This is a genomic window from Azospira restricta, from assembly GCF_016858125.1.
In the GTDB taxonomy this organism is placed as follows: Bacteria; Pseudomonadota; Gammaproteobacteria; order Burkholderiales; family Rhodocyclaceae; genus Proximibacter; species Proximibacter restrictus.
The window spans coordinates 1,103,777-1,119,120 of sequence record NZ_CP064781.1; the positions used below are offsets into that span (position 1 = coordinate 1,103,777).

Here is a 15,344-nt window from a genome sequence, read left to right on the forward strand (position 1 = left end):
CTAGTCCTCGCCGACCAGTGCCGCCAGCTCGCGTTCGAGCAGCGCGGTGTCGCCGAGGTTGAGCTCGACCAGCCGGCGCAGGTGGGTCGCGCTGTCGAGGTCGATGCTGTGGCAGGCCAGCCCGAGGAAGGGACCGTCGAGGTGGGCGACGGTGCCCTGCATGCGGATCAGCGCGTCGAGCTGGCCGAGGCGCACGTGCAGCACGCAGTTGTCGCCGATGCCGGGCTGCGGGCCGCTGCCCTTGTGCCGCAGCAGCGCACCGCGCAGCGACAGGTCGACGACGGCGACCTCGTCCTGGCCGCCGCCGCAGACGAGCTGCCCGGGGGCGTGGAAGGCGATGCGGGAAAACTGGCGGCGGTTGCTGGCGGTCATGGCGGCGCGCTCCTTCGCGGGAAGGACTACTTGCCGCGCATGTTACCCCAAAGCACCTTGTGCAGCTGCAGCTGGAAGCGCACCGGCAGCCGGTCGGCGAGGATCCAGTCGGCGAGCTCGCCCGGCGCGAGCTTCCCCTGCACCGGCGACAGCAGCACCGGGCAGCGGTCGGCGAGGCGGTGCTCGGCGATGATGCCGCGCGCCCATTCGTAGTCGGCGCGGTCGGCGACGACGATCTTCACCTCGTCGTGCGCGGTCAGGAGCGGCAGGTTGTCCCAGCGGTTCTTGTCGGCCTCGCCCGAGCCCGGGGCCTTGAGGTCCATGATGCGCGAGACGCGCGCATCGACACCGCCGATATCCAGCGCGCCGGAGGTTTCCAGCGAGACGTCGAAGCCGGCGTCGCACAGCGCGGCGAGTAGCGGCAGGCAGTTCTTCTGTGCCAGCGGCTCGCCGCCGGTGACGCAGACGGTGCGCGTGCCCTGGCGGCCCGCCTCGGCGACGACCTCGGCGATCGTCCGCGTCTCGCCGCCGGTGAATGCGTATTCGGTGTCGCACCAGGCGCAGCGCAGCGGGCAGCCGGTGAGGCGGATGAACACCGTCGGTAGCCCGACGCGCGAGCTTTCCCCCTGCAGCGAAAAGAAGATCTCGCTGACGCGCACGCTCGGCGGCGTCAGCGCGGTGACGGCCGGGAGCTTCACTTCTTCTTCAGGCGCTGGCTGGCGGTGGCGGCGGCCGGCGAGCCGGGGTACTTGGCGACCAGCATCTCCAGCGTCTGCTTCGCCGTCTTGGCGTCGCCGAGCTCCTGCTGGCAGGTCGACATGTTGAGCATCGCGTCGGCGGCCTTGGCGTGGCTGCCCCAGCGCGCGACGACGACCTTCTGCGCGTCGATCGCCTTCTTGCAGTCGCGCAGTCCGTAATGCGAATTGCCCAGCCAGTACTGCGCCGACGGCGCCAGGTCGCTGTCCGGGTGATCCTTGACGAAGGCGTCGAAGGCAGCGGCCGACTCCTTGTACTTGCCGGCCTTGAACAGGTTCAGCGCGGCCTCGTAGGCGCGGGCCTCTTCGGCCGGGTCGGCCTTCTTCGCCGCCGGCGGCGGGGCGGCCTCGTCGGCGGCGGCCGGGGCGGCGGCGCTGGTCTCGAACTTGCGCAGGCGGCCGTCGAGGTCGATGTAGAAGTCCTGCTGGCGCTTCTTCGCGGTGTCGAGCTCGTAGGTCAGCGTCTCGACCTGGCCGCGCAGGCGCGCGACCTCGCCCTTCAGCGCCTCGATCTGGTTGGCGAGGTCGAGCTGGGCCTTGCTCTGCGTGTCGAAGCGCTCGTTGCTGCGCGTGCGCAGCTCGGCGATCTGCCGCCGCGCCTCGTCGTCGTCGAACAGCGCCCAGGCCGGCGCCGCGGCGCCGGCGAGGACGCCGGCGGCCGCGACGGCGAGGACGATGCGGCGCGGCGACCTCACGATCAGAACTCGCCGGAGTAGAGCATGTCGCCGCGGCGGTTCTTCGCCCAGCAGGCTTCGCTCTGGTCGACGCAGGACGGCTTCTCTTCGCCGAGGCTGACCGACTCGACCTGGTCTTCGCGGGCGCCGAGCAGGACCAGCGCCTTCTTCACCGCGTCGGCGCGCTTCTGGCCGAGGGCGAGGTTGTACTCGCGGCTGCCGCGCTCGTCGGTGTTGCCCTGGATCAGCATCTTGAACTGGCGGTTGTTGACCAGGAACTTGGCATGGGCGGCGACCAGGTCCTTGTGCTCGGGCTTGATCTCGAACTTGTCGTAGTCGAAGTAGACGCTGCGCTTCGACAGGATGCTCTTCGGATCGGTCAGCTCGGGCGGCAGCTGGACGCCGCTGACGCCGCCGGCGGTCACGGTCTTGACGCCGTCACGGCCTTCGACCGGGGCGCCGCTCTGTTCGGCGCCGGTATCGGGGGTGGAGCTGCAGCCGGCGATGAGCACGGCGAGCAGGGCGGGGATAATCAGCTTTTTCATCGGTACTTCTCCTGCGCAAATATGCGGAATGGTTGAAAACGAAGGGGGAAACTATTTCTGGTACGGACCCCAGGCCGGCTCGCGCACGTCGCCGGCGGCGATCGACAGGCGCTGCTTGATGCGGCCGTCGACGGAGACCGCGGAGAGCACGCCGCGGCCGCCGATCTCGGTGGCGATCAGGATCATCCGGCCGTTCGGCGCGAAGCTCGGCGACTCGTCCTTGTGCGAGTCGGTGAGCACCTGCACCTGGCGGCTGGCGAGGTCCATCACCGCGAGGCGGAAGCCGCCGTTGCCGCGCGTGATGAAGGCCATCGAGCGGCCGTCGGGCGACAGGCGCGGGGTGACGTTGTAGCTGCCCTCGAAGGTGACGCGCTGGACCTCGCCGCCGCCGGCCGCGACGCGGTAGATCTGCGGGCTGCCGCCGCGGTCCGAGGTGAAATAGACATGCTGGCCGTCGCGCGAGAACTGCGGCTCGGTGTCGATCGCGCCGGACGAGGTCAGGCGCTGCACGCCGGAGCCGTCGGCATTGACCGTGAACAGTTGCGAGCCGCCGTCCTTGGTCAGCACCACGGCCAGCTTGCGGCCGTCCGGCGACCACGCCGGCGCCGAGTTGGAGCCCTTGAAGTTGGCGACGACGACGCGCTTGCCGGTGGCCAGCGAATGGACGTAGATCACCGGCTTCTTGTTCTCGAACGAGACGTAGGCCAGCCGGCCGCCGTCCGGCGACCAGGCCGGCGAGATGATCGGCTCCTTCGAGATCAGCGCCGCCTGCGCGTTCTGGCCGTCGGCGTCGGCGATCTGCAGCTCGAAGCGGCCGGGGCCGGCCTTCACCACGTAGGCGATGCGCGTCGAGAAGACGCCGGGCTCGCCGGTCAGCTTCTCGTAGATCACGTCGGCGATGCGGTGGCCGGCGGCGCGCAGCTGCGGCGCGCCGGTGACGAAGGCGGCGCCGGCGAGCTGCGCCTGCTTGTTGGTGTCGAACAGCCGGAAGCGCGATTCGTAGCGGCCATCGGCGGTGCCGCCGATGCTGCCGGCGGCGACCGCGTCGGCGCCGCGGCCGCGGGCGGCGGCGAAGTCGATCGTACTCGCTTCGGTCAGCGGCGACTGCGCCTGCTCGACCAGCTTGAACATCCCCGAGCGCTCGAGGTCGCCGCGGATCACCGAGGTCAGCGCGCGCGAGACGCCGGCCTCGCCGCCGAAGTCGGCGATGGTCACCGGGATGCGGTTGGCGCCGGCGCCGGTGACCTCGATCGAGAGCTGGGCCTGTGCGGCAAGGCTGAAGGCCGCCGCGCATGCGACGGCAAGCTGGCGGAAAGGACGGATCATCGCGGGTGTTTCTCCGGGAAAGGCGTGATTATACCGGTACTTACTCGTCGAACGGCCGGTAGCGGATCTCCAGCACACGCTGGAAAAGCTCCGGCTGGTCGGGTTTGGGCAGCGGCGAGGACTTGAGGATCGCGCGCTCGATCGCGGCGTCGAGGTTGGGGTTGCCGCTCGAGCGCTTCATGCGCACCGCGATGACCTCGCCCGACGGCAGCTGCGTGACCTCGAACAGCGCTTCCGGGTTGCCCTGGATCGCCGGCGGCAGCACGATGTTGCCGCGGATCTTGCCGCGGATCTTGCCGGCGTAGTCGGCCAGCCCGCGGCTCTTCGCGGCGGCCGCCTGCTCGGCGCGCGCCTCGGCCAGCGCCCGCGTCTCGGCTTCCGCGCGCGCGGCCTGCTGCTGCATGCGCTTCTGCTGCTCGAGCTGCTTCTGCTCGCGCTTCAGCTCCTCGTCGAACGAGGGGCGCGGCGGTTCCGGCTTCTTCGGTTCGACCTTCTTCGGCTCTTCCTTCTTCGGCGGCTCCGGCGGCTTCTTCTTTTTCTCCTCCTTCACCGCGATCTCGGGCTTCGGCTCCGGCTTCGGTTCGGGCTTGGGCTCGACCCTAGGTTCCGGTTTCGGCTCGGGCTTCGGCTCCGGCTTTTCCTCCGCTGGCGGAGGCGGCGCCGGGCGCGCGGCGGGAACGTTGTCCCACAGCTCGACCTCGACCGCGGCCGGCGTCCGGCTCTTCCACTGCACGCCGACGAACAGCGCGACGACGAGCGCCAGGTGGACGCCGGCGGCGAGCGCCAGCGACTTCCACTTTTCGCCGTCGTCCTGGGGGTAGGGGAGGATCATTGCTTGCGTACGGTCTCCAGCCCGACGCGCTTGATGTCGAGCTGCTTGATGCCGTCGAGCACGTCGAGCACGGCCTCGTACTTCGCGTTGCGGTCGCCGGCGACGAGCACTGCCAGTTCCGGGTTCTTCGCCTGCTCGGCGCGCAGGTAGCTGGCCAGCCCGGCGCGGTCGACGCCGTGGTCGTTGCCCTTCGCGTCCTTGACCGCGATGCCGCCGTCGGCCTTGACCAGCACGCGCGTCGGGTTGCTCGGCACCTGCGAGCTCTTGCCCGTGGACGGCAGGTCCACCGAGCCGGTCGTCATCATCGGCGCCGCCACCATGAAGATGACCAGCAGCACCAGCATGACGTCGATGTAGGGGACGACGTTGATCTCGTTTTTCAGGCGGCGCGGGCGCATGGCCTTATCTCATCTGCCGCTGCAGGATGTTCGAGAACTCCTCCTGGAAGGACTCGAAGCGGGTGGCGAGGCGGTCGATGTCGTGCGAGAAGCGGTTGTAGGCGAGCACCGCCGGGATCGCCGCGAACAGGCCGATGGCGGTGGCGACCAGCGCCTCGGCGATGCCCGGGGCGACCGAGGCGAGCGTCGCCTGGCCGACGTTGGCGAGCGCGCGGAAGGCGTGCATGATCCCCCACACCGTGCCGAACAGGCCGATGTACGGCGACACCGAGCCGACCGAGGCGAGGAAGGCGAGGTGCGCCTCGAGTTCGTCGAGCTCGCGCTGGTAGGTGGCGCGCATCGCGCGCCGCGAACCGTCGACGATGTCCTTCGCCTCCAGGTTCTTCTGCCCGCGCAGCTTGGTGAATTCGCGGAAGCCGGCCTCGAAGATGCGTTCCATGCTGCCGGCGTGGTGGCGGTCGTTCACCGCGCTGTTGAACAGCGAGTTGAGATCGCCGCCGGACCAGAAGTCGCGCTCGAACTGCTCGGCCTTGCGGCGCTGCAGCTTCACCGCGTAGTACTTGCGGAAGATGTAGTACCAGCTCATGAAGGAGACGCCGGCGAGCAGCGCCATCACCGCCTGGACGACGGCGCTGGCGTTGAGGATCAGGTGCAGGATCGACAGGTCTTGCGTGACGTTCATTGCAGGGTCTCCAGCTGGGCGCGCAGCCAGTCGGGAATCGGGGCGGACTTGAATTTGGCGAAATCGACGCAGACGATCTGCACCGTGGCGGTGGCGAGCTCGGTCCAGCTGCCGTCGGCTTCCTGGCGTCGGGCGTGCTGGCGGAAGACGATCTGGCTGCGGCCGAGCTTGTCGACCTCGAGCCCGATCTGCAGCAGGTCGTCGAGGCGGCCGGGGCGCAGGTAGTCGATGTTGATGTTGCGCACGACGAAGACGAGATTGTGCTCGTCGATCAGGTTCTGCTGGTTGTGCCCGAGCTGGCGCAGCCATTCGGTGCGGCAGCGCTCGAAGAGATCGAGGTATTTCGAGTGGTACACGACGCCGCCGGCGTCGGTTTCCGCGTAGTAGATGCGGACCGGAATCGTGAAGGCGTTCGGCTTCTGTTCGTGCTTCATCGGCGAATTTTAACTTACTGGGTGAGTGTTCGTTTGTAACAGTTTGTTATTTAAGCAAGTTCGCTGCTGCGGAAATCGCTCAGGCTTCCTCGTTGTAGCGGCGCAGCTTGCGCCACAGCGAGACGCGGTCGATGCCCAGCAGCTGCGCCGCGAGCGCGCGGTTGCCGCCGGTGTGCTCGAGCGCCTTGAGGATGTGCTCGCGCTCCAGTTCCTCCAGCGTCTTGATCGCCGGCGCCTCGCCGGCAGCGGGGGCGGCCGGGTTGCCGAGCGCCTCCGGCAGCAGGTCGGCGGTCAATGCCTGGCCGCCGGCGAGCGCGACGCCGCGCTCGATGATACTTTCCAGTTCGCGCAGGTTGCCCGGGAAGCCATAGGCGAGCAGGCGGTCGAAGGCTTCCGGCGCGATCTCGGAAACCGGCTTGCCCATGCGCTGCGCGGCGCGGGTGAGGAAGTGCATGGCCAGCTGCGGGATGTCGCCGCGCCGCTTGCGGAGCGGCGGCAGGTTGAGCGTGACCACCGCCAGGCGGAAGAAGAGGTCCTGGCGGAAGGCGCTTTCCTCGGCCAGCGCGGCAAGGTCCTGGGTGCTGGCGGCGACCGTGCGGACGTCCGCCGGGCGCGCCTGGCTCTCGCCCTGGCGCACGAACTCGCCGTCCTGCACCAGGCGCAAGAGGCGCGGCTGCAGCGCCGCCGGCACCGCCGCCACTTCGTCAAGGAACAGCGTGCCGGCGGCGGCGGCCTCGACCGCTCCGGGCGTGCCGTCCTGGCCGAACAGCTCGGCGGCGAGCGCATCCTCGCCGAGCGTGCCGCAGCTGACGGCGACGAAGGCGCCGCGGCGGCCGCTCTTCTCGTGCAGATGGCGGGCCAGTGCCTCGCGGCCGGTGCCCCGCTCGCCGACGATCAGCACGCCGCAGTCGGTGGCGGCGACGCCGTCGGCGGTGCCGAGCACGGCGAGCATGTCCGGGTTGCTGGAGATGATGCGCGGCGCCGTCGTCGCCTGGTCGAGCGCCGCCTTCAGCGACGCGTTCTCGCGCTTCAGCGCCGCCTTCTGCGTCGCCTCGCCGACGATCTTGCGGACGTCGGGCAGGCGGAACGGCTTCTCGACGTAGTAGAAGGCGCCGTTGGTCATCGCCTCGACCGCCGAGCTGGCGTTGGCGTGCGCGGTGATCATCACCACCTCGGTCTCCGGCCAGCGGCTCTTGGTCTGCCGCAGCAGCTCGAGGCCGTCGATGCCGGGCATGCGCAGGTCGGTCAGCACCAGCTGGTAGCGGGCCTCGGCCAGTAGCGCCAGCGCGGCGGCGCCGTCCGCCGCGCAATCGACCTGGTAGCCCTCGCGCTCCAGCACGTGCGACAGGTTGCGGCGGGCGATTTCCTCGTCGTCGACGACCAGGATGCGTCCTTTGTTCATGGCTGTGCCTCCTGAAGGGGCGCCCCGAGGGCGGCATGCGCCTCCCTTGGGGGGGTGAGGTCGGGAATTCGCGGCGCACCGCGCCGTGCCGACCGAACGGGCTGGCCGTCGCGGCAAGCCCTTCGCGAACATTGAGCGTGGGGGTACATCATTTCTCCGTTTTCTTGCGGTCCGGGATGTGCACGCTGAAGCGGCAGCCGCGGCCCGCGTCCGAATCGACGGAAACGCTGCCGCCGTGCTGGCCGACGATCTCGTGCACGATGAAGAGGCCGAGGCCGGTGCCCTTGCCTACCGGCTTGGTCGAGAAGAAGGGGTCGAAGATGCGCGGCAGGTTCTCCGGCGCGATGCCGGGGCCGTTGTCCTCGACCGTGATCAGCGTGCCGGCGCCGTCGGCACGCGTCTCGCGCCGCGCCGCGATGCGGATCAGCCCGCCGGCGCCGATGACGCCGGCGGCGTTCTGCAGCAGGTTGATCAATACCTGCTGGAAGCGCTGGCGGTCGACGTCGATGGAGAGACCGTCGGGGATGTCGATGGCGATCGTCGCGTCGGTCGGCGTCAGATTGCGGGTCAGCTGCAGCACCTCGTCGACCAGCGTGCGCACCGGCGTCTCGACGCGCTCGTACTGCCGCTCGCGGGCGAAGTCGAGCAGCGTGCCGACGATGCGCTGGGCGCGCAGGACCTCGCCGTCGATCTGCGCCAGCAGGTCGTGGCGGATGTCCGCGGGCAGGTCGTCGATCTCCTCGAGCAGGATCTGGCACGAGGTCGAGATGTTGGACAGCGGGTTGTTCAGCTCGTGGGCGACGCCGGAGAGCATGGTGCCGAGCGCGACCAGCCGGGACGAGCGGGTGATCGCCTTCTGCCGCTCGTCGAGTTCGGTCAACGTGCGGTTGATGGCGTCGGTCAGCGAGCCGACCTCGCGGTCCTCCGAGGTGTGGTCGAGGCGGCCGGCCTCGCCGGCGGCGACGCGGGTCAGGCTGGTCTCGATCGTGCGCAGCGGCTGCACGACGCTGCGCGTGACCAGCACGCCGGCGGCGACGGCGAGCGCGATCGCGGCGAGGATCGTCCATTGCAGGTTGCGGTGGTGCGCGGCGACGGCGTCGTCGAGCAGCTGGCGCGCCTCGGCGTCGAGCTTCTCGCCGAGCGACAGCATGCGCGAGCCGGTGATCAGCAACTCGTCGGTGACCGTCTCCGAGACGCGGCCGTGGCGGTCGGCGTTGGCCATCTCGATCAGCAGTTCGCGGTAGCGCTCCAGCGTTTCGCTGGCGCTGGCCTGGATCTCGGTGTCGGAGAGCTGCGGCGGCAGCTGCTTGATCAGCGCCAGCGCATTGTTGGCGCGTTCGATCGACTCGGCGAGGTCGCTGTTCTTGCGGTAGAGCAGGTAGTTCTTCTCCATCCGCCGCGAGTAGCGCACCTCGTCGTGCAGGTCGGCGACGTGCTGCTGTTCGTTGATCTTGGTTTCCAGCCGGCGGAAGTCGAGCAGCGAGCTGATCACCAGCGCGACGAAGAGCAGCCCGACCAGGCTGTAGCCGAACAGGATCTTGGCGTGCAGGGATTGCAGTTTGGGCATGGGGCGCTATTGTTTCACGCCGAAGTTGCGAAATGCAACAACGGCGCGCGCCGGGTCAGCGCTGCTGGCGGGCCAGCCGCAGGCGCCGGCGCAGCTCGCTGGCGGTGCGCAGCACCTGGTAATCCTGCAGCAGGCGTTCATCGCTCGGCCGGCGGCGGGCAGCGGCGACTTCCGCCAGCCGCCGCCGCGCGTTCAGCGAGACGGCCAGGCCGGCCACCGAACTCAAGGCCAGCGTGCCGATCAGCAGCGGCAGGATGGCGTTCACCGAGGCGTGCCACAGGTAGTAGATCGCGCTCAGCGAGAAGGCGAACAGCAGCATCCAGGTGACCACCGAGGTGGCGGCGTCGTTCGCCTGGCGGGTGAGGATCGAGTTGACCTGGATCACCGCGGCACCGATGCCGATCCCCGACGAGAAGATGATCAGCCCGAGCAGCAGCGCATCCTCGCTGTGCAGGATCCACAGATAGCCGGCGAACAGCTCGCTCATTGCCGGAAGCTCAGCGCTCGTCCCACAGCGCGTTCTGCGCGCCGTCGCGGCCCGGGCTGTCGAGGCCGAGGTGGCGGTAGATCGACGGCGTCGCGACGCGCCCACGCGGCGTGCGCTGCAGGTAGCCCTGCTGGATCAGGAAGGGTTCGAGCACGTCCTCGATCGTGTCGCGCGCCTCGCCGATCGCCGCGGCGAGGTTGTCGACGCCGACCGGGCCGCCGCCGAACTTGTCGATCACTGCCGAGAGCAGCTTGCGGTCCATCAGGTCGAGGCCGGCGGCGTCGACGTCGAGCATCGCCAGCGCGGCGTCGGCGATCGCCGCAGTGACCGTGCCGCCGCCCTTCACCTCGGCGTAGTCGCGCACGCGGCGCAGCAGGCGGTTGGCGATGCGCGGCGTGCCGCGCGAGCGGCGGGCGATTTCCAGCGCGCCGGCGTCCTCGGCGGCGACGTTGAGGAGCTGCGCCGAGCGGCGGACGATCCAGGCGAGCTCGTCCGCGCTGTAGAACTCGAGGCGGGCGACGATGCCGAAGCGGTCGCGCAGCGGGTTGGTCAGCATGCCGGCGCGGGTGGTCGCACCGACCAGCGTGAACGGCGGCAGGTCGAGCTTCACCGAGCGCGCCGCCGGGCCTTCGCCGATCATGATGTCGATCTGGAAGTCCTCCATCGCCGGATAGAGAATTTCCTCGACCACCGGCGACAGGCGGTGGATCTCGTCGATGAACAGCACGTCGTGCGGTTCGAGGTTGGTCAGGATCGCGGCGAGGTCGCCGGCGCGTTCGAGCACCGGCCCCGAGGTCTGGCGCAGGTTGACGCCCATCTCGGCGGCGACGATGTGCGCCAGCGTCGTCTTGCCCAGCCCCGGCGGGCCGAACAGCAGCACGTGGTCGAGCGATTCGCCGCGGTTCCTCGCCGCCTGGATGAAGATCTCCAGCTGCTCGCGGATCTTCGCCTGGCCGACGTAGTCGGCGAGTCGCTTCGGGCGCAGCGCGCGCTCGATCGCGTCCTCCTGCGGCGACGCGGCGGGGGTGACGATGCGCTCGGCGAATTTGTCGGTTTCGATCATGGGGCGATTCTATGACGGCTCGGAATAGTTGAGGTCGGCCGCCTTGTCGGCGATCCATTCGCGGATCAGCGTCTGGCCGAGCGCCAAGAGCGTCGGCCCGAGGAAGATGCCGATGAAGCCGAACACCAGCACGCCGCCGAAGACGCCGACGACGATCAGCAGCAGCGGCTGCGCGGCGGTGCGCGAGATCAGGATCGGCTTGATGAAGTTGTCGACGCTGGAGATGCCGAGCATGCCCCAGAGCAGCATGAACACCGCCCAGCCGGTCTGCCCCTGGCCGTAGAGCCAGAATGCGGCGCCGCCCCAGATCAGCGTCGGGCCGATCACCGGCACCATCGCGAAGATGAAGGTGGCGAAGGTGAGCATCATCACGCCGGGAACGCCGGCGATCAGGTAGCCGACCATGCCGACCAGGGCCTGCGCGGCGGCGGTGCCGATGATGCCGACCATGACGCCGGTGATCGTGCCGCGGGCGAGCTTCAGCATGCGCTCGCCGAGCGGGCCGCCGAGCTTCCTGGCGGCGGTCAGCAGCGCGTTGCCGTAGATGTGCGCGTCGCGGAAGATGAAGAACAGGAAGAAGATCACCAGCAGCAGCTGCAGCAGGCCCTGTGCCGAGATCTTCACTGCCGTCAGCGCCAGCTTGCGCGCCGGGTCGACGAACTGCCGCAGCAACGCGTTCAGCTCTTCGCGGCTGGCGGCGAGCGTGTGCCAGTACTCCTCGATGGCGCCGCCGATCAGCGGCAGGCGGACGAGCCAGGCCGGCGGCTCGGCCGGCAGGCCGTTCTCGATCAGCGGCCGCAGGTACTGCGTGACCATCTCGATGGCGCCGGTCAGGTTGCCGGAGAGCAGGCTCATCGGGATCGCCAGCAGCACCACCAGCAGCAGCGCCATGACCAGCGCCGCCAGCGTATGCCGCTGGCGAAACAGCAGGACCAAGCGGGTGTAGAGCGGCCAAGTCGTGACCGCGATGACGACCGCGAACAGCAGCGTGCCGACGAAGGGCAGCAGCACCGCGATGCAGCCGACGATCAGCGCGGCGACGATGGCGAACTGGGCGTATTGCGTGTGGCGGGGTTGCATCAGGCCTCCCGCCGGGCCGTCCCAAGGGCGGCCTGCGCCCCCTCGGGGGGGTGAGGTTGGGCATTCGCGGCGCGCCGCGCCGTGCCAACCGAACGGGCTTGCCCCGGGGGCAAGCCCTTCGCGAATTTCGAGCGTGGGGGTAGTTTCATTATCAGGCCTTGGACAGCGCCTTCAGCGCCAGGCGGATGCCGTCGGCGGTGCCGACCTCGGCCGGCAGGCCCTTCATCGCCGCCTGCGCCTCGCGCTCGTTGTAGCCGAGCGCCAAGAGCGCGTTCAGGATGTCGTGGCGCGAGTCGCCGGCGGCCGCCGCGGCGGCCGCGGCCGGCACCGCCTCGGCGAGCTTGCCCTTCAGTTCGAGCAGCAGGCGCTCGGCGGTCTTCTTGCCGATCCCCGGCACCTTCGTCAGCCGGCCGGCCTCCTGCGCGGCGACGGCCTGCGCGAGGTCGGCGACCGACAGGCCGGAAAGCACCGCGAGCGCGGTGCGCGCGCCGACGCCGGAAATCTTCAAGAGCTGGCGGAAGGCGAAGCGCTCGGCCTCGCTGCCGAAGCCGTAGAGGAAGTGGCCGTCCTCGCGCACCGCGTGGTGCGTCAGCAGCACCACCTTGTCGCCGGCGGCGGGCAGGTTGTAGAAGGTGCTCATCGGCACGTCGACCTCGTAGCCGACGCCATTGACGTCGACGAGGATCTGCGGGGGGGTCTTGGCGGCGAGGGTGCCGGTCAGGCGTCCGATCATTTCAGTTTGGCGAGTGAGGTCAGGCGGCCGCTCTTGCGGCGACCGGCAGAGGATAGCGCGCCCAGCCCCTGCCCGCCATGGGCATGGGCGATCGCGCAGGCGAGCGCGTCGGCGGCGTCGGGCGAGGGGTCGCCGGGCAGCGACAGCAGCCGGCGCACCATGTGCTGCACCTGCTCCTTGGTCGCGCGGCCGTGGCCGACCACCGCCTGCTTGATCTGCATCGTGCCGTATTCGGCGACCGGCAGGCCGCTGCCGACCAGCGCGCCGATCGCGGCGCCGCGCGCCTGGCCGAGCAGCAGCGTGGACCACGGGTTCTTGTTGAGGAATACCTCCTCGATCGCCGCCTGCCCCGGCGCGTAGGTGGCGACGATCTCGGCGATGCCGCGCGTGATGACGCCGAGCCGTTCCGGCAGCGGCATCTTCTCGTCGGTGCGGATGCAGCCGCTGGCGACGTAGGCGAGCTTGCTGCCCTGCGCGTCGACGACGCCGAAGCCGGTGATGCGCAGGCCGGGGTCGATGCCGAGCAGGCGCAGAGGGGCGGTCGGGGTGGAGGCGGGGGCAGGCATGGGCGGCATTCTACGGGGGCGCGGCGGGGCTGTCCCGTCGCCGGCGGCGCTTTTTCGGATTTGATGCGGATTAAAGTCCTTGCAATGTGTGGGGGTTAAGGTGCGCTGCACAAAAACCATTCGGGAGGGGCCATGTTCCTGTTCGATCTGCTGTTCGGAAAACGCGATGCGGCGCCTGCCGCCACGGTGGAGGCGCCGGCGGCGGCCGTGCGGGAGGAAAGTGCGGCGCCGGGAACCAGCATCCGCTTCCACCCCGAGCTGATCGGCAAGCTCACGGCCGACCACCAGCTGCTGCTGTCGCTCTTCGGCGAAACCAGTGCCGCCGCCGCGCGCGGCGACGTGGCGGCCGCGGCGGCGCGGCTGGAGGAATTCCGCGTTGCGCTGCAGAGCCACCTGCTGACCGAGAACATCCGCCTCTACGTCTACCTCGAGCACGCGCTGGCCGACGATGCGGCGAGTCACGCGCTGATCCACGACTTCCGCCACGAGATGGACGGTATCGGCCGGGTGGTGGTCGGCTTCCTCGGCAAGTATCGCGACCTTGCCGCGCACCCCGAGCGGGCCGCGGCGTTCGCCGAGGAACTGGCCGGCATCGGCAAGGTGCTGGTCGAGCGCGTCCGCCGCGAGGAGGAAACCCTCTACCCGCTCTACGCCGGATAGGCCGTTCAGGCCTTCCTTGCCAGCCAGACGCCGGCGACCGCCAGCGCCATGCCGGCGAGCGCGACACCGGACAGCGTCTCGCCGAACAGCGCCCAGGCGATCACCGCCGTCGTCGGCGGCGTCAGGTAGAACAGGCTGGCGACGTTCACCGCGCTGCCGGAGCGGATCAGCAGATTCAGGAGGCTGATCGCGCCGAGCGAGAGCACCAGCACCAGCCAGCCGAGCGCGAACACGAACGGCGGCGTCCACTCGATGCGGAACTCGCCGAACAGCGCGATCGCCAGCGCGGTCAGCGCCGCCGTCGGCAGGAACTGGATCACCGAGCCGGTCCTGAGGTCGAAGCTCGGGCAGAACTTCTTCTGGTAGAGCGTGCCGGCGGTGATCGCCAAGAGCGCGACCAGCGCCGGAACCAGCATCGCGCCGAGCGGCGCATCGGCGGCGATCCGGCCGGAGAGCACCAGGAAGACGCCGACGAGGCCGAGCGCCAGGCCGCCCCACTGCCGCGGCGTCACCTTCTCGCCGAGGAACATCCCGGCACCGAAAGCGGTCAGGAGCGGCTGCATGCCGACCACCAGCGCGGTGATGCCGGCCGGCAGGCCATGCTGGATCGCGACGAAGACGCCGCCGAGGTAGAAGGCGTGCACCAGCACGCCGGAGGCGCCGATGTGGAACCAGCGCCGCGCATCGCCCGGCCACGGTGCCCGCGTCGCCAGCGCCAGCGCGCCCATCAGCCCGATCACCAGCAGGTAGCGGACGAGCAGGAAGGACAGCGCATCGGCGTGCGGCAGCCCGTACTTGGCGCCGATGAAGCCGGTGCTCCACAGGAAGACGAAGAGGAAGGGGGCGAATTTCAGCAGCATGGCGGACGGTCAAAAAAGAAAAGCGGCGCCGGAGCGCCGCTTTTCCGGGAACGGGAGAATTTACTCCTCGATGACGACGCTGGTATAGACCTCCTGCACGTCGTCGAGCGCTTCCAGCGCATCGAGCAGCTTCTGCATCCTGACGCCGTCGTCGCCGGAAAGTTCGGTCTCGTTCTCGGCCTTCATCGTCACCTGGCCGAACTCCGGCGTGAAGCCGGCAGCTTCGAGCGCCTCCTTCACGGCGAGGAAGTCGCCGGGGGCGGTGATCACCTCGATCGAGCCGTCGTCGTTGGTCAGCACGTCCTCGGCGCCGGCCTCGATCGCCGCGTCCATCAGCGTCGCCTCGTCGGTGCCCGGGGCGAACAGCATCTGGCCGCAGTGCTTGAACTGGAAGGCGACGCAGCCGTCGGTGCCCATGTTGCCGCCGTACTTGTTGAAGGCGTGGCGGACGTCGGCGACGGTGCGCGTCTTGTTGTCGGTGAGGCAGTCGACCATCACCGCGGCGCCGCCGATGCCGTAGCCCTCGTAGCGGACCTCGACGTAATCGACGCCTTCCAACTCGCCAGTACCCTTCTTGATCGCGTTGTCGATCTTGTCCTTGGGCATGTTGACCGCCTTGCCCTTGTCGATCGCCAGGCGCAGGCGCGGATTGAACGCGGGGTCGCCGCCGCCCATCTTGGCGGCGACGGTGATTTCCTTGGCGATCTTGGAGAACGCGGCGCCGCGCTTCTCGTCCTGGCGTCCCTTGCGGTGCTGGATGTTGGCCCATTTGGAGTGACCGGCCATGATTCTTCCTTAATGCTGAAAACGAAAAACGCGGATTTTACTCCTCCGCGCCGGGGTTTGCCTGCCGGCATGCGCGGCGCATCGGCCGCGCCGGCTGTGATAGGCTCTGCGCCGAAATCGAA

19 protein-coding genes are annotated in these 15,344 nt (G+C 69.4%); 1 reads left to right on the forward strand and 18 read right to left on the reverse strand.

The window, feature by feature from the left end; all coding sequences use genetic code 11:
* From IWH25_RS05345 to ruvC, 16 genes are all read right to left on the reverse strand, one after another.
* Nucleotides 1–372, reverse strand: coding sequence for a PilZ domain-containing protein (locus IWH25_RS05345; RefSeq protein WP_203388300.1), 372 nt, complete (start codon nt 370–372; stop codon nt 1–3).
* Nucleotides 373–398: 26 nt separating this feature from the next.
* Complete coding sequence (queE, locus tag IWH25_RS05350) at nt 399–1,070, reverse strand: 7-carboxy-7-deazaguanine synthase QueE (protein ID WP_238999010.1); 672 nt, start codon at nt 1,068–1,070, stop codon at nt 399–401.
* Nucleotides 1,067–1,822 carry a tol-pal system protein YbgF gene (gene ybgF, locus IWH25_RS05355; protein ID WP_203388301.1) on the reverse strand — a complete coding sequence of 252 codons (756 nt, stop codon included), beginning with the start codon at nt 1,820–1,822 and terminating at the stop codon, nt 1,067–1,069. Before ybgF ends, queE begins: the two co-directional genes overlap by 4 nt.
* A 2-nt stretch (nt 1,823–1,824) precedes the next feature.
* Nucleotides 1,825–2,346, reverse strand: coding sequence for a peptidoglycan-associated lipoprotein Pal (gene pal / locus IWH25_RS05360; protein ID WP_203388302.1), 522 nt, complete (start codon nt 2,344–2,346; stop codon nt 1,825–1,827).
* A 51-nt stretch (nt 2,347–2,397) separates the two neighbouring features.
* A complete protein-coding gene (gene tolB, locus IWH25_RS05365) occupies nt 2,398–3,672 on the reverse strand; it encodes a Tol-Pal system beta propeller repeat protein TolB (RefSeq protein ID WP_203388303.1) in 1,275 nt (424 codons plus the stop codon).
* Between the two features lie 40 nt (nt 3,673–3,712).
* Complete coding sequence (locus IWH25_RS05370) at nt 3,713–4,504, reverse strand: energy transducer TonB (protein WP_203388304.1); 792 nt, start codon at nt 4,502–4,504, stop codon at nt 3,713–3,715.
* On the reverse strand, nt 4,501–4,902 hold the full coding sequence (locus tag IWH25_RS05375) for an ExbD/TolR family protein (protein ID WP_203388305.1): 402 nt from the start codon (nt 4,900–4,902) through the stop codon (nt 4,501–4,503). Before IWH25_RS05375 ends, IWH25_RS05370 begins: the two co-directional genes overlap by 4 nt.
* Before the next feature lie 4 nt (nt 4,903–4,906).
* The gene (gene tolQ, locus IWH25_RS05380; RefSeq protein WP_203388306.1) at nt 4,907–5,584 is read right to left on the reverse strand and encodes a protein TolQ; all 678 of its coding nucleotides are present in this window, start codon (nt 5,582–5,584) and stop codon (nt 4,907–4,909) included.
* Nucleotides 5,581–6,018: a tol-pal system-associated acyl-CoA thioesterase gene (gene ybgC, locus IWH25_RS05385; RefSeq protein WP_203388307.1), complete on the reverse strand. Its 438-nt coding sequence runs from the start codon at nt 6,016–6,018 to the stop codon at nt 5,581–5,583. The genes tolQ and ybgC overlap by 4 nt, the downstream gene beginning before the upstream one ends.
* 79 nt (nt 6,019–6,097) lie before the next feature.
* Nucleotides 6,098–7,420 (reverse strand): sigma-54-dependent transcriptional regulator, encoded by a 1,323-nt coding sequence (locus tag IWH25_RS05390; RefSeq protein ID WP_203388308.1) that lies wholly within the window; start codon nt 7,418–7,420, stop codon nt 6,098–6,100.
* A 148-nt stretch (nt 7,421–7,568) separates the two neighbouring features.
* Nucleotides 7,569–8,987 (reverse strand): sensor histidine kinase, encoded by a 1,419-nt coding sequence (locus IWH25_RS05395; RefSeq protein WP_203388309.1) that lies wholly within the window; start codon nt 8,985–8,987, stop codon nt 7,569–7,571.
* A 55-nt stretch (nt 8,988–9,042) separates the two neighbouring features.
* The gene (locus IWH25_RS05400) at nt 9,043–9,474 is read right to left on the reverse strand and encodes a hypothetical protein (protein WP_203388310.1); all 432 of its coding nucleotides are present in this window, start codon (nt 9,472–9,474) and stop codon (nt 9,043–9,045) included.
* Nucleotides 9,475–9,484: 10 nt separating this feature from the next.
* Nucleotides 9,485–10,537, reverse strand: a complete 1,053-nt coding sequence (gene ruvB, locus IWH25_RS05405) for a Holliday junction branch migration DNA helicase RuvB (protein ID WP_203388311.1) — start codon at nt 10,535–10,537, stop codon at nt 9,485–9,487.
* Nucleotides 10,538–10,546: 9 nt separating this feature from the next.
* The gene (locus tag IWH25_RS05410) at nt 10,547–11,617 is read right to left on the reverse strand and encodes an AI-2E family transporter (RefSeq protein ID WP_203388312.1); all 1,071 of its coding nucleotides are present in this window, start codon (nt 11,615–11,617) and stop codon (nt 10,547–10,549) included.
* A gap of 151 nt (nt 11,618–11,768) precedes the next feature.
* Nucleotides 11,769–12,350 (reverse strand): Holliday junction branch migration protein RuvA, encoded by a 582-nt coding sequence (gene ruvA, locus IWH25_RS05415; protein WP_203388313.1) that lies wholly within the window; start codon nt 12,348–12,350, stop codon nt 11,769–11,771.
* Nucleotides 12,347–12,916, reverse strand: a complete 570-nt coding sequence (gene ruvC / locus IWH25_RS05420) for a crossover junction endodeoxyribonuclease RuvC (protein WP_203388314.1) — start codon at nt 12,914–12,916, stop codon at nt 12,347–12,349. The genes ruvA and ruvC overlap by 4 nt, the downstream gene beginning before the upstream one ends.
* A gap of 132 nt (nt 12,917–13,048) precedes the next feature.
* Here ruvC and IWH25_RS05425 point away from each other — a divergent pair, with 132 nt between their 5' ends.
* Complete coding sequence (locus tag IWH25_RS05425; RefSeq protein WP_203388315.1) at nt 13,049–13,576, forward strand: hemerythrin domain-containing protein; 528 nt, start codon at nt 13,049–13,051, stop codon at nt 13,574–13,576.
* Nucleotides 13,577–13,581: 5 nt separating this feature from the next.
* Here the strand turns inward: IWH25_RS05425 and IWH25_RS05430 are convergent, their stop codons facing one another.
* On the reverse strand, nt 13,582–14,436 hold the full coding sequence (locus IWH25_RS05430) for a DMT family transporter (RefSeq protein ID WP_203388316.1): 855 nt from the start codon (nt 14,434–14,436) through the stop codon (nt 13,582–13,584).
* A gap of 60 nt (nt 14,437–14,496) precedes the next feature.
* Complete coding sequence (locus IWH25_RS05435) at nt 14,497–15,222, reverse strand: YebC/PmpR family DNA-binding transcriptional regulator (protein ID WP_203388317.1); 726 nt, start codon at nt 15,220–15,222, stop codon at nt 14,497–14,499.
* Between the last annotated feature and the right edge of the window lie 122 nt (nt 15,223–15,344).

Excerpts from the sequence above, each read along its gene's own strand:
- IWH25_RS05345 (WP_203388300.1), bottom strand. The coding sequence starts at position 372 with ATGACCGCCAGCAACCGCCGCCAGTTTTCCCGCATCGCCTTCCACGCC.
- pal (WP_203388302.1), bottom strand. The coding sequence starts at position 2,346 with ATGAAAAAGCTGATTATCCCCGCCCTGCTCGCCGTGCTCATCGCCGGC.
- tolB (WP_203388303.1), bottom strand. The coding sequence starts at position 3,672 with ATGATCCGTCCTTTCCGCCAGCTTGCCGTCGCATGCGCGGCGGCCTTC.
- IWH25_RS05370 (WP_203388304.1), bottom strand. The coding sequence starts at position 4,504 with ATGATCCTCCCCTACCCCCAGGACGACGGCGAAAAGTGGAAGTCGCTG.
- IWH25_RS05375 (WP_203388305.1), bottom strand. The coding sequence starts at position 4,902 with ATGCGCCCGCGCCGCCTGAAAAACGAGATCAACGTCGTCCCCTACATC.
- tolQ (WP_203388306.1), bottom strand. The coding sequence starts at position 5,584 with ATGAACGTCACGCAAGACCTGTCGATCCTGCACCTGATCCTCAACGCC.
- ybgC (WP_203388307.1), bottom strand. The coding sequence starts at position 6,018 with ATGAAGCACGAACAGAAGCCGAACGCCTTCACGATTCCGGTCCGCATC.
- IWH25_RS05390 (WP_203388308.1), bottom strand. The coding sequence starts at position 7,420 with ATGAACAAAGGACGCATCCTGGTCGTCGACGACGAGGAAATCGCCCGC.
- IWH25_RS05395 (WP_203388309.1), bottom strand. The coding sequence starts at position 8,987 with ATGCCCAAACTGCAATCCCTGCACGCCAAGATCCTGTTCGGCTACAGC.
- IWH25_RS05400 (WP_203388310.1), bottom strand. The coding sequence starts at position 9,474 with ATGAGCGAGCTGTTCGCCGGCTATCTGTGGATCCTGCACAGCGAGGAT.
- ruvB (WP_203388311.1), bottom strand. The coding sequence starts at position 10,537 with ATGATCGAAACCGACAAATTCGCCGAGCGCATCGTCACCCCCGCCGCG.
- IWH25_RS05410 (WP_203388312.1), bottom strand. The coding sequence starts at position 11,617 with ATGCAACCCCGCCACACGCAATACGCCCAGTTCGCCATCGTCGCCGCG.
- ruvA (WP_203388313.1), bottom strand. The coding sequence starts at position 12,350 with ATGATCGGACGCCTGACCGGCACCCTCGCCGCCAAGACCCCCCCGCAG.
- ruvC (WP_203388314.1), bottom strand. The coding sequence starts at position 12,916 with ATGCCTGCCCCCGCCTCCACCCCGACCGCCCCTCTGCGCCTGCTCGGC.
- IWH25_RS05425 (WP_203388315.1), top strand. The coding sequence starts at position 13,049 with ATGTTCCTGTTCGATCTGCTGTTCGGAAAACGCGATGCGGCGCCTGCC.
- IWH25_RS05430 (WP_203388316.1), bottom strand. The coding sequence starts at position 14,436 with ATGCTGCTGAAATTCGCCCCCTTCCTCTTCGTCTTCCTGTGGAGCACC.
- IWH25_RS05435 (WP_203388317.1), bottom strand. The coding sequence starts at position 15,222 with ATGGCCGGTCACTCCAAATGGGCCAACATCCAGCACCGCAAGGGACGC.